The organism is Paenibacillus xylanilyticus (assembly GCF_009664365.1).
In the GTDB taxonomy this organism is placed as follows: Bacteria; Bacillota; Bacilli; order Paenibacillales; family Paenibacillaceae; genus Paenibacillus; species Paenibacillus xylanilyticus_A.
In genome coordinates, this window is the sequence record NZ_CP044310.1 from 1,032,312 (window position 1) to 1,044,700 (window position 12,389).

The 12,389-nt window shown below is 49.5% G+C and carries 9 protein-coding genes; 6 read left to right on the forward strand and 3 right to left on the reverse strand.

Translation table 11 applies throughout. The features are described from left to right. Positions 1-141: 141 nt before the first annotated feature. Positions 142-735, reverse strand: coding sequence for a TetR/AcrR family transcriptional regulator (locus F4V51_RS04625; RefSeq protein ID WP_153977050.1), 594 nt, complete (start codon positions 733-735; stop codon positions 142-144). Positions 736-927: 192 nt separating this feature from the next. Between F4V51_RS04625 and F4V51_RS04630 the strand changes: the two genes are divergently transcribed. Then, on the forward strand, positions 928-1,686 hold the full coding sequence (locus F4V51_RS04630) for an SDR family oxidoreductase (protein ID WP_153977051.1): 759 nt from the start codon (positions 928-930) through the stop codon (positions 1,684-1,686). A 146-nt stretch (positions 1,687-1,832) separates the two neighbouring features. Here the strand turns inward: F4V51_RS04630 and F4V51_RS04635 are convergent, their stop codons facing one another. Next, on the reverse strand, positions 1,833-2,867 hold the full coding sequence (locus F4V51_RS04635; protein WP_153977052.1) for a LacI family DNA-binding transcriptional regulator: 1,035 nt from the start codon (positions 2,865-2,867) through the stop codon (positions 1,833-1,835). Positions 2,868-3,311: 444 nt separating this feature from the next. Here F4V51_RS04635 and F4V51_RS04640 point away from each other — a divergent pair, with 444 nt between their 5' ends. The 4 genes from F4V51_RS04640 to F4V51_RS04655 all read left to right on the forward strand — a co-directional run bounded on the left by F4V51_RS04640 (position 3,312) and on the right by F4V51_RS04655 (position 8,274). After that, the gene (locus tag F4V51_RS04640) at positions 3,312-4,601 is read left to right on the forward strand and encodes a sugar ABC transporter substrate-binding protein (protein WP_153977053.1); all 1,290 of its coding nucleotides are present in this window, start codon (positions 3,312-3,314) and stop codon (positions 4,599-4,601) included. Between the two features lie 45 nt (positions 4,602-4,646). Next, entirely contained in the window at positions 4,647-6,002 is a 1,356-nt protein-coding gene (locus tag F4V51_RS04645; RefSeq protein ID WP_153977054.1) for a sugar ABC transporter permease, read from the forward strand. Next, the gene (locus F4V51_RS04650; RefSeq protein ID WP_127538467.1) at positions 5,999-6,835 is read left to right on the forward strand and encodes a sugar ABC transporter permease; all 837 of its coding nucleotides are present in this window, start codon (positions 5,999-6,001) and stop codon (positions 6,833-6,835) included. Before F4V51_RS04645 ends, F4V51_RS04650 begins: the two co-directional genes overlap by 4 nt. A 149-nt stretch (positions 6,836-6,984) precedes the next feature. Beyond that, positions 6,985-8,274, forward strand: coding sequence for an MFS transporter (locus F4V51_RS04655; RefSeq protein ID WP_153977055.1), 1,290 nt, complete (start codon positions 6,985-6,987; stop codon positions 8,272-8,274). 81 nt (positions 8,275-8,355) lie between these two features. Here the strand turns inward: F4V51_RS04655 and F4V51_RS04660 are convergent, their stop codons facing one another. Beyond that, on the reverse strand, positions 8,356-10,512 hold the full coding sequence (locus F4V51_RS04660; RefSeq protein WP_416226513.1) for an alpha-amylase family glycosyl hydrolase: 2,157 nt from the start codon (positions 10,510-10,512) through the stop codon (positions 8,356-8,358). Between the two features lie 498 nt (positions 10,513-11,010). Here F4V51_RS04660 and F4V51_RS04665 point away from each other — a divergent pair, with 498 nt between their 5' ends. Beyond that, on the forward strand, positions 11,011-12,387 hold the full coding sequence (locus tag F4V51_RS04665; RefSeq protein ID WP_153977056.1) for an alpha/beta hydrolase: 1,377 nt from the start codon (positions 11,011-11,013) through the stop codon (positions 12,385-12,387). Positions 12,388-12,389 lie beyond the last annotated feature (2 nt).

Consider the following 12,389-nt stretch of genomic DNA (forward strand, 5'->3'; position numbering starts at 1 on the left):
CTGCCATAGCCCAAACTTCTTGCATAAGCGTATAACTGCTCTTCGCATTGGTCCATTAGAAAATCAGCGGTGTTTACTTTGGCATTACCCTGTTTTAGTAACGTGTAATTTAATTTTTTCTTGGATACTACTAAGTTTCATTCAGTCTTTCAACACGACATTGTCAGGTCGGTAATGAATGATCTTGAACAACTCCTCGGCCATGTAAGCAGGGGTGTGCCTGAAATCCTGTCTGATCCACTCCAAGATCATGCCGAATATCGCATGAGACTGATAGCTTGCCAGCAGTTCAGGGTTGATGTGCTGCGGGAAGATCTGATTCAGATCCTTTAAGGAGAGATCCCGAAGAACATCACAGATCATGCGCTGAAAGTTGGAAGAAGCCTCGGATTTCACAACAAGCGTGTAGAATTGTGCGTGCTGGTGCACATGCTCAAATATGGTGATTGCAGAAGAGGGCATCAGACCAACCTCGAATTTTTCCATACCTTGATAGGGTTTGCGAAAAGAAGTCACCAGATCCTGTATCACATCATCTATAACTTCATCAAACAGGTCTTCTTTGTATTGATAATGCCGGTAGAAGGTGCCTCTGTTCAGATCCGCAAGCTGTACAATATCCGTGATGGAAATTTCTTTGAATGAGCGTGTTTGCATTAACTGAAGAAGGGCATCCTTCAAAGATGCTTTTGATTTTTTGATTCTTCTATCTGTTGAACTGGAAATGTCAGACATGTGTAATCCTCCTGAACAGGGTCGAATTCAAGTAAATGTACATTAACGTTCTAGAGTGTTCATTAACGTACAATAGGGCAAGCTTTTACTGATTGAACCAGAATGCTATGACTTATTATACTAAGGATAAGAGTTAATGAACATTTGTTTGTTAACTTATTGTAAACGAATACACAAAGGAGGATACATGGGATGAAACTTCAAGATAAAGTAGCTATTGTTACAGGAGCAGGTTCCGGTATGGGAAAGGCGATTGCCACGCTATATGCGCAAGAGGGAGCCAAAGTGGTTGTATCGGACATCAACGAGGAATCCGCACAGGCGGTAGTAAATGAGATCAAAGCCCAAGGCGGAGAAGCCATCGTGATTCTGGCCAATGTGGCCAAAGAGGAAGATGTGCAAAACTTGATTGATCAGGCGGTCAGCACGTACGGAACCGTAGATATTCTGGTGAACAATGCAGGAATTATGGATGGCATGGAGCCGGCTGCGGAAGTAACGGATGAGAAGTGGGAGCGACTCTTTGCGGTGAATACCACGAGTGTAATGCGTACAACGCGCAAAGTTCTGCCGATCTTCCTGGAGAAGCAAAACGGTGTCATTGTTAACGTTGCATCGGCAGGCGGATTGCATGGTGGACGTGCGGGAGCGGCGTATACGGCATCCAAACATGCTGTGGTCGGCTTTACCAAAAATACAGGATTTATGTATGCAGGTCAGGGCATTCGCTGCAACGCCATCGCTCCGGGTGGGGTAGCAACGAATATCGGTTCCTCCATGACAGGGATCAGCCAATTCGGTGCGTCGAGACAACAACTGGGCATGGCGATTAACCCGCGGATAGGAACAAGTGAAGAGATTGCCAAGGTAGCCCTGTTCCTCGGCTCGGACGAGTCCAGCTTCGTGAACGGAACTGTGATTGAAGCGGACTCAGGCTGGAATGCCTATTAATCCATGCATATGACAATCGAATATGGATATGTAAACGAGAAGCCGCATGCAGCGGCTTCTTTTTGCTGCCATCCATCACAGAAATCGATAGGAATTTCAAGGGAAAGGACAAACGTTTGCATTGCTGTATTGAATTTCAATGATGTCTAAATGGAGGCCGGTTTAGACTTCGAAAAGAGAGAAGATTCGCGCACAATTAAACGATGTGGAATAATGACCGGATTCTGAGGCAGCGTTTCCCTGTTCAGAATTTTCAACAACACTTGAACAGCAGTATAACCAAGCTGGTAGGTTCCGATATCGATGGAGCTTAAAGGCGGAGAAGCCAGTTCCGATAAGGCGATGTTGTTAAAGCTGACCACACTAATATCCTCAGGTACACGGTAACCAAGTTCGGCAAGAGCTCTCAGTACGCCAAAAGCAACATTATCATCAATTACAACGATGGCGGTAGGTCTGTCGGGCAGGGCCATGAACAACGACATGGCACGGAATCCGCTCTCTTGCAGGAATTCTCCTTCCACAATCCAGTCGTTATTGGTATGAAGTCCCGCTTCGGCAAGTGCCCTTTGGTATCCTTGCATGCGGTCATGCGATAACGTAATGTCCGGCGGGCCGCTGACGAATCCAATTCTTGTATGCCCTTGGGCGATCAAATGCTGGGTTGCATCATAAGCTGTCTGTACGTTGTCGTTATCAACCATGGGCGCGTCAGGGTGAGCCTCGCTGCGTCCGATCAGTACGAAAGGGAACTTTTCCTCTTCCAAAAAGGAGATGATTGGATCGTCCCGTTTGGAGCCTAACAGCAGAATGCCATCCACTCTCCGTCCATGAACCAGGCGGGAAATCGCATGTAGTTCATTGTCTGATGACGTTTCGGTGGTTAGCAGCAGTTCATAATTCATGCGGGTGGCATGCGTAATAATTCCTCGCAGCAGTTCTCCGAAAAAGTAGTTCTGAAACAATTCTTCTGCAGGACGAGGAAGCATGATGCCAAGGGTTTGGGTCGTCTTGGATACAAGGCTCTTGGCCATGATATTGGGATGGTAATTCAGTTCTTTCATAATTTGCTTTACTTTGAGAGACGTCTCGGTGCTGATTCTGGGATGGTTGGAGATCACCCGTGAAACTGTAGAAGGGGAGACACCCGCCATTTTGGCAATATCTTTGATCGTAATCATGTAAAAAATCCCTTCTGGTCCATCATTTCAACATTCTCCTATGGTAATGCAACAGATTCGATAAATCAATTGCAAACTGCAGCATGGAGGATACAGAAGAAGTAAAAATAAGGAAGAAGAAGACAGATCAAGCAAACAGGAAATTACTGGCGTTAGAACAAGAAATATGGATGAAATTGAACAAATATGGCTTGTGCAAACGTTTGTGCAAAGAAAGCCTGATATTGTATGATTTGATTGTTGTTGTAGCGCTTACATAAGTGAATTTAGCCTGCATCTTAGAATATTTCTCCCTGAATACATACTTAGAAGTATCCTTGTCTTCCATTTGAGCAAACGTTTGTGCAAAAGCGAACATGGATTGCAAAACCTGCATCATTCGTACCAATCAAGGGTGGAAAGCGCGAGACTGGTTGAACCAAACAGAGGGAAGGGGACATTTACATGAGAAAATGGCAAGGGGCAACATTGTCTGTCATCATGGCCTTTACATTGGCCGCATGCTCGGCTGGTGGTGGAACGAACTCTCCGGCAGCGGGGGGAAGCGAGAATCCAGAGGAAGTTGTGGAGCTGACAGCCGAGAATCTTCAGCCGGAAGAAGGCGCAACTTTGGTTATCTGGGAAGATAAGAACCAACAGAGTTTTGTAGAGGAAAGAGCCAGGCTGTTTGAGGAAAAGTATGGTGTAACCGTGAAGATGGAGGAGCTGCCTCCTACCGATCAGGTAACCAAGCTGACAACGGACGGTCCGGCAGGACTCGCAGCAGATGTTGTTGTATTCCCGCATGACAAGATTGGAAGCGCTTCAGAAGCGGGGCTCATTTTGCCAAACGATGTATTTGAGGCAGAGACGGTAGCGAACACCAGCGAAAATGCGCTGAAGGCCGTTACGTTCAAGGACATTTTATATGGATATCCGTACAGCGTGGAAACGTACGCTCTCTTCTATAACAAGGCACTTTATCCGGAAGCGCCGAAGAATTTTGAGGAGATTGTCAGCTTCGCCAAAACCTTTAATGATGTGAAATCCAACAAATATGCCCTCATGTGGGAACTGCAGCAGTTCTATTACAATTATGCGTTCCTGGCTTCCCAAGGCGGCTATATTTTCGGGGATAACGGAATGAACAGCGAAGATCTTGGCCTGAATAACGAAGGAGCCCAGAAGGGCGGGGAGTTCCTGAAGACGCTGAAGTCGGAAGTGCTGCCGCTCAAGATGGGTGACGTGAACTATGATATCAAAAAAGGATTGTTCTCCAGCGGCAAACTGGCTATGGACATTAACGGTCCTTGGACGATTGCCGACTATCGCAATGCAGGTATTGATTTCGGTGTTGCACCGCTCCCGGCGATCGATGGCAAACCGATGACATCCTTTTCTGGCGTGAAAGCCTATTACGTCAATGCATTTACGCAATATCCGAATGCAGCCAAACTCTTTGCGGCTTTCCTCTCCAACGAAGAGGCCCAGATGACCAACTTTGAGATGAACGGCACGCTTCCTGCCAACGCCAACGTGGCAGCTGATCCGAAGGTACAGGAGGATCCAATCAACAAGGCGTTCCTTGAGCAGTTCAACAATTCGACGCCGATGCCTTCGCTTCCCGCGATGGATAGCGTTTGGGGCCCGATCACTTCAGCCATGACCGATATCTGGGATGGCGGCAAGGATGTGAAGGCGTCGCTGGACAACGCCGTGAAGCAGATCCAGGAGAGTCTTGCAACGGTTCAATAATCGGACGGAGCACATGATAAGGAGAAGGTGGAGAGGAGAGAGCAAATGAAACAGCAGCATGTCCCGGTGTCTGCTCCGCAGAGCAGGGAAAAGCAGCACCGGATGACAGCGGCCATATTGTCCATCATACTGCAGGGTCTAGGACAGCTGTACAACCGGCAATGGATCAAGGGAATTTGCCTACTGTTACTGGAGGGGGCAGGTCTTGCTTACCTGCTTCCCCGCCTGTCACAGGCCGTATGGGGAATATGGACACTGGGGGAAAATACGCAGCGTTTTGTCAAAGTGAATGGGTCTACGGTGCTTCAGCGGGGCGACCATTCAATCTTTTTACTGTTAGAAGGAATTATTGTGCTGCTCGTGTTTTTTGTGTTCATCATTGTCTACATCCTGAACATCCGTGATGCGTACCTTACGGGACTTGCGAGGGAGGAAGGAAAGAAAACACTGGGAGCGGCAGCTTCACTCCGTAATATGGTGGACAAAAACTTTCCGTATCTGTTTTTGTCCATTCCGGCTCTGGGGGTGCTGTTCTTCACGATCATGCCGATCCTGTTTACGATCACCCTCGCGTTTACCAACTACTCGGCACCGGATCATATTCCGCCTGCCAAGCTCGTGGATTGGGTAGGGTTCAAGACATTTAGCGACCTGATTCAGCTCAAATCATGGAGTCACACCTTTTATGGGGTATTAACGTGGACAGTTATATGGGCGGTACTAGCCACAGTAACCACTTATTTTGGCGGGGTACTTGTAGCACTGCTGATTGAGCAGCGAGGCATCCGGTTCAAAAAGCTGTGGCGGACGATCTTCATTCTCCCTTATGCCATACCACAGATCATTTCCTTGCTGCTCATGCGGAACCTGTTCAATGGTCAATTCGGTCCAATTAATACGTATATGAGAGCTTTTGGGCTGGAGGGACTGCCCTGGCTGACCGATCCGTTCTGGGCCAAGGTCACGGTTATTGTTGTTAACATGTGGATCGGTATTCCGGTCAGCATGGTGCTGATCCTTGGCGTTCTGACAGCGATTCCACGTGATCTGTATGAGGCCGCTGAAGTGGATGGAGCATCCGCATTCCAGAAATTCCGGATCATCACGATGCCATTCATCCTTTTTGCAACAACTCCGGTGCTTATCATGCAATTTGCTGGCAACTTCAACAATTTCAATGTCATATTCCTGCTGACCAACGGTAATCCGTTACGCGGAGATTACCAGTATGCGGGAGCAACAGACCTGCTGGTGACCTGGCTCTACAAGCTTACGCTGGACAACAACAAATACAACATGGCTTCAGCGGTGGGCATCATCATCTTCATTATTATCGCGTCGTTTTCCATCTGGAATTTCCGTCGCTCCAAATCGTTTAAGGAGGAGGACATGATTCAATGAAGAAACGCAATAATCCGCTGCGGCTAACGCTTAGTTATGTGCTGCTGATCATCATTGCCGTGGTCTCTGTCTATCCGGTGTTGTGGATCTTTCTCTCTTCCCTGCGACCTGGCGCGGCACTGTTCAGCGAGCGCTTGTGGCCTGAAGCCTTTACCTTGTCCCACTATGGCGAATTGTTCAACAATCCGTCCTTCATGTATGGCAGGTGGTATCTGAACACGCTGAAAATTGCCTTTTTCACCATGATCTTCTCCACGCTCATGGTGACGCTCGGGATGTATGCCCTATCCCGTTTCCGGTTTCGCGGGCGGCAGACGATTCTCTCCACCATGCTGATTCTCGGCATGTTCCCGAGCTTTATGAGTATGATCGCGATCTATATCATTTTGCTGCAGATCAAACTGCTCGATACGCATGCCGCGTTGATTCTGGTGTATTCTTCCGGTGCGGTACTCGGCGGATTTATCGTCAAAGGATTCTTCGATACGATTCCGCGCAGTCTGGATGAGGCAGCACGCATTGATGGTGCGAGTCATCTGAGGGTGTTCACCAGCATCATCCTCCCGTTATCCAAACCGATGCTGACCTATGTGGCGCTAACCAGCTTCACTGGCGCATGGATGGATTTCATCTTCGCCCGGCTTGTTCTGCGGACGAAGGAGAACTGGACGCTTGCAGTAGGTATGTGGGATCTGGTCAACCGTTACCAGGATAGTAACTTCACCATGTTTGCCGCAGGGGCCGTGCTGATCGCAATTCCAATTACGCTGCTGTTCGTGTTCCTCCAGCGCTTCCTGGTCCAGGGACTCACAACAGGTGCTTCCAAAGGATAATGCCGTGCCATTAACAGCATAGATGGCCGCCTCGACGCGGCCGCACATTCAGGCACTTCCGCCATGTATGTCTCTTTTCGACGGACATGACAACGGAAGTGCCTGATTTTGCTTAGGGCTCCATCATAATTAGGGGAGGAAAGGGAAGTATGGGAATAATACCGTCCACTGAGCCCGAGGCGATTGGATATGAAGATGGACAAGCCGTGCTGCGCGAAGAAAACAAGGTTCCGCCAAAGCTCTGGCAGCATGTCACTTTCCGCAGGATTTTATACGGCTACGGCATCTCTGTGTTTGGAGACTGCTTTAACGGTATTGCCATTAGTCTATGGGTGCTCCAGACGACGGGAAGTGCCAAGAGCATGGCTGCCGTTCAAATCTGCAACATGGCGGTCAGTTTTTTGTTCGGATCACTGGCTGGTACGGTTGCTGATCGGTTGGATCGCCGGAAGCTGATGCTGACCTCGGATGTATTTCGGGGCGTGATGGCTATATGTATCGCGATTGGTTTGTTTGGGCTGCATGTACCATTTCCTGTGCTGCTGCTGATGCTATCGCTTTCCATGTTCTCCAGCCTGTTTCAGGCGCCTGCATTCCACGCGTCCGTGGCAAGCATGGTGGGCAGGGAGCATATTCAGCAAGCTACGGGGGCCATTCATCTGGTGGATAACCTGGCCCGAATCAGCGGACTCGCGGCAGCCGGAGTCGCCGTTGCCGCCTTTGGTGGATTTGTCGCCATATTGATTACAGGAGCTACCTTTCTTCTGTCGGCGGTATGTGTGCTGATGGCCGGCCGTTTCCCGGAGGTAAGGCGATCGGGCGATAAGCAGGCCACTTTCGTTCAGGAATGGCGGGGATCATTCTCCTATATCTATCGCAGTCCACTAATTCGGTCGATTGTATTGCTTAATCCACTGCTGATTTTATTTTTTATGTCAGCCATGATGTTGGTTCAGGTGATGGCAGTCAAGGTATGGGATGCAGATCCCGTACAGTTTGGATTGATTGAAACCTGTATTCCGCTTGGTTATATGATTGGATCAGGAGTGTTGATCGCATCGGGGAAACGAATGAAGCGAAGAGGAAGATGGGTATTCATCGGTCTGCTGGTACTGGGGCCGCTATATATTCTCCTGTCCCAGGTAACTTCTCCCATGATGGCACTTCCGCTCATCATGGGCGGGGGAGCGATGTTTGCCTGCTGCACGATGCTCACCCAGATCATGCTAAGAACAGCGGTACCCGATGAGCTGCAGGGGAGAATTTATGGTGTTGTCGGTACAATTACAAGCACGGCGCCCATCCTGGGATTGACAGTTGTCTCGGTGATGGCTGATCAGTGGGGTGCAGCGGCGGTGCTGGAGGGACTCGGCATGCTGCTGCTCGCAACCGGAATCCTTGCGGCAACCACATTGAAGTCGATTCGAGCTTATCGATAAACCAGAAACAGATTCAACGTCAAAACCCGGAGCGTACGCTGTATAAGCGCTGCTCCGGGCTTCTTAATGGATTATGGCTAGTTATTGCCAGTTTACCGTTACTGTGGCAGTACCGCTGGTCGGTGTTGTAAAGGTGTGATTGGATCCACCTTCCCACGTAATGGTAGCGCCATTCTTCTTGAAGAACTTGAATTCCAGCTGTTTCCCGGCTGGAACACTTACGTCATAATACCAAGTCGGGTAGGCGTGAATGACCTGATTGAAAGCTGGTCCAATGGAAGCCGCACCTGTGGTCCAGTTCCCCAGTTCGGACACGTTGCCCGTCAGGTAGATGTTTTCACCCAGTGCAGTTGTGGCATTATTGATGACGAACCGAACCGAGACCTGATCGCCGCTTAGGATCGTGAAATCGTTATAGGCATTGCTGTTCACACCATTGGCAGCGACTTTCACTGCATAGTCACCGCCTGCTACTGGTGGAATGGTGACTTTGATCTGAGTGTCTTCCCAAGAAGTGATGGCAGAGCCCGTAACGGCTGTTGTACCGAAGTAGACGGTACCTTTGGCAGAGCCGAACCCGCGTCCGTCGATGGTAACGACGTTACCTGGTTTACCCATTACAGGGCCAACGTGACCGATGGTTGGCGTCGTTTCACTTGCCGTATACTGCCACACAGCGGTAGCTCCTGCTGCGAGTGTGAAGGAAGAAATATTGCCTCCACTGGACGTGATGTTGTTTCCGTTCAGCACGCCGCCAAGCACATCGGTGTATGTTCCTGATGGAAGCGACGTATTCAGGTTCGTAATACTGGTTGGCGTCGTGAGATTACGGTTAACGGCAACAACGGCAACGCTTTTGCCAAACTTGCGCTCATAGATATATACATCATTGTTGATCCAGCGCTGCTGTGTGGAACCGTAAGCAATTGCCGGGTTGGATTTGCGCAGAGGTGCCAGCTTGCTGATCACGTTGAATGCTGTGGTCGATTTGGAGAAGGAAGGCATTTTGCCCCGGTTATCCGGGTCGCCGTTCCCGGTCAGATACTGCTCGGTACCATAGTAGATGGCAGGTACGCCACGTGAGGTCAGCGTGAAGGCCAGCGCCTGTTCCAGACGGCGGTTGTTCACCGCACTTGTTTTGAAGCGGTCCATATCATGGTTGTCAATGAAAGTGACTTGGTCACTGACCTGATTGTAATCTGCTGCCGTAGCAGTAAGCATGGAATCCAGCGCGTACATGTTGGAGGTGTTATCCCGGAACACGTTGCGGACAGCCGAATTGAAACGGAAATCAAGCAGACTCATACCAGATTCATTGGCAAAATCCGTGTTATCCGCATCGGATGCAGCCGATCCTAGGAACCATTCACCGAAGGTAAATACCGGCTTGTGCGCATAGATGGATGACATCCAGTTTTTCTGCCAGCCCTGAGGCATGTGCTTGACCGCATCGACACGGATGCCGTCCACGCCCATATCCAGCCACAGCTTGATGGCGTCTTTGAAATATGTATCGATCGTGCTGTTATTGTGATTCAGATCGGCCAGATCGTAGAGGTTTTTGTAAATGCCATTCTCAAGCGTGGAGAAATCGGAGCCGCCATTGTGGTGGAAATATCCATTCGTATCATTGGTGTACCCGCCAACCAGGCTGCCGTTATCGTACAGTTTGCCGTTCTCGGCGAAGGAGGTATCGGTTTCCATGGCAGGGGACGTATGGTTTGGCGCGAAATCAATAATGATTTTAATGCCTTTAGCATGGGCGGTGGTTACCAGATTCTGAAAATCGGTCATGGTCCCGAAATACGGATTGGTCTTCTTGAAATCCCGTGCCCAATAGCCGTGATAAGCAGTGTTGGTTACACCACCGTAGTTGATGGTTGCGAAAATATTTTCGACAGGCTGGGAGATCCAGAGGGCTGTGACACCCAGGTCACTGAAATAGTTGTCATTGATTTTGTTAATCAGCCCCTGCCAGTCGCCGCCGCAGTACAGCTTCAGGTTGCTGCATGTGCCGTCAAAGGCAGCCCCGGTAGGGTTGTTGGATGGGTTACCATCCAGAAACCGGTCCGTAAAAACTTGATAGATGACATCGGTACTGAAATTCTGCTTGTTGGTGACAGCCGTATCCGCATCGGCATAAATCGCGGAAGCAGGCAGGAAAGGCAATGCACTGCCGGCAAGCAGGCTGAACGTTAGCGTGGTACTAAGGAGAACGCGTTTGGCCATTTGAAACATGGTAATCCACCCTTCATGAATGTAGTAGTTTTCAACAAAAACAACTAACCTGGCTCTTGAATAACAGCGCTTACAATTGTACGAGGAGACATTCCGTGGCTTAAAGACTTCCCTCCTTCGACACGCCAACAACCCCGGTATCTCCTGGGGAGTTACCGGGGTTGTCCTAAACCGCTTGGGTTTAAAAGCATGGCCCTCGAGTTATGATCACATCGTTATCGTAAGAAAAAATTACAATTATGTCAATAACTTTCTCAAGAGAATTTTTTTTCTATTTTCATATTTACAAATGACGATCCGGGACTTAAACTATTCGCAGATCCACCAATATGAGGGCCATGTATTTTAAGACATGATGTGTCTTGAAACAACCCCGTCTCTACTGAGGCGGGGTTGTTTGTGCATGCAGCCATGGCGGGGATGGAATAGGGGAACGTTGGGTACCTGAATCATGTATGATTCATAGCAATTCGGAGATGAGAGGCGGTTGATGATCCATTGAGCACGCATTCGGTCATAGAATGTCTGGAAGGTATTCATGCGTCACAGCTGGGCAATGTCCGCAACATTTATGTGTACCTCCCGCCAGGTTATCAGGAGCATACGGATCGCCATTATCCTGTTCTGTATGTTCATGCTGGGCAGCGGGCTTTTGGTCCATCCGGACCCGGCAATGAAACGTGGTATATGGATCGAGCGGTGGATGAGCTGATTGTCTCCGGGCGGATCGAGCCACTGATTATGGTTGGCATTGCGCATGTCCGTCCGGTGACGCACAACGAGTTCTATCACTTCATTGCACCCGAGAGAGAAGCGATCAGCGTGGGTTGTTCAGGGGTCGCATACGAGCATTTCATCATTCATGAACTGAAGCCCCTGATCGACCATCGATACCGTACGCTTCCGGACAAGTCCAATACAGGGCTGCTCGGTTCATCAGCAGCGGCACTCTGTACACTCCATATGGGCATGCGGAATCCGGAGGTATTCGGAAAACTGGTCATGATGTCGCCGTTTTTGGTAGATGTGCAGCTGGATGAAATGTCGGACAGCGGTCTGTTGGAAGAAGCCATGTATCACTTGCCGGATGAGGTGCCAGACGTGCAAATGTGGATGGACATTGGGGATGCAGAAGGACTCTTCCTGCCCTCCCAGGTAAGAAGGGTTGCTCATGAATTACTTGAGGGAGGGATCAGAACTCGGGATAGCCTGGCTTTTCTGGAGCAACTGGAGGCCTGTCATCAGGAATCGGATTGGGGAGCGCGTGTCGACCTTCCGTTACTATACATGTTCGGCGAAGTAGGCCAACCTGTGGCGTTGGAAATGCAAGGCAGAGAGACCATTGGTTTATCCGGTGGAATGAACACGTGCATTAATGCACGGCTTCACTATGATAGCGGATGGGTAGAGAGCCTGCTCGAAGGGAGCTATTCATCAAGTGATCCACATGTGCTTCAAGTACGGCCGAATGGTGAATTGGTGCCTGTTGGCCCAGGCAGTGCGCTCATCACCCTGACCGTAGAAGAGTTATCAACGACTCGTCAGTATACCGTTATTCCTGAACTCTCTGCTCGCGTTGAGGTATGTATCTGTGCCGAAGTAGAACATGAAGAGGAACCAGCTGAATCCATATATGGAGGGATGGGCATGAAGCTGGTTCGGACGGGAACGGGGCGTTATGAAGGCTGTTACCTTGTTCCGCGCGACAGCGGTTTTTCCTTCCGGTTCACACGTGGTTTCCGGCGTTTTGAGACGGATAAAAATGGCATGCCAGTAGCCAATCGGGTCATTCGGGCAACAGATAACATGTCAGTACATTACCGCATCCAGTCTTGGGGCAGTTCAACTGCCAAAGCGGGAACAGGAGGCAAGTGATC

Coding starts and splice junctions, on each gene's coding strand:
- F4V51_RS04630 (WP_153977051.1), top strand. CDS start 928: ATGAAACTTCAAGATAAAGTAGCTATTGTTACAGGAGCAGGTTCCGGT.
- F4V51_RS04635 (WP_153977052.1), bottom strand. CDS start 2,867: ATGATTACGATCAAAGATATTGCCAAAATGGCGGGTGTCTCCCCTTCT.
- F4V51_RS04650 (WP_127538467.1), top strand. CDS start 5,999: ATGAAGAAACGCAATAATCCGCTGCGGCTAACGCTTAGTTATGTGCTG.
- F4V51_RS04625 (WP_153977050.1), bottom strand. CDS start 735: ATGTCTGACATTTCCAGTTCAACAGATAGAAGAATCAAAAAATCAAAA.
- F4V51_RS04640 (WP_153977053.1), top strand. CDS start 3,312: ATGAGAAAATGGCAAGGGGCAACATTGTCTGTCATCATGGCCTTTACA.
- F4V51_RS04645 (WP_153977054.1), top strand. CDS start 4,647: ATGAAACAGCAGCATGTCCCGGTGTCTGCTCCGCAGAGCAGGGAAAAG.
- F4V51_RS04655 (WP_153977055.1), top strand. CDS start 6,985: ATGGGAATAATACCGTCCACTGAGCCCGAGGCGATTGGATATGAAGAT.
- F4V51_RS04660 (WP_416226513.1), bottom strand. CDS start 10,512: ATGTTTCAAATGGCCAAACGCGTTCTCCTTAGTACCACGCTAACGTTC.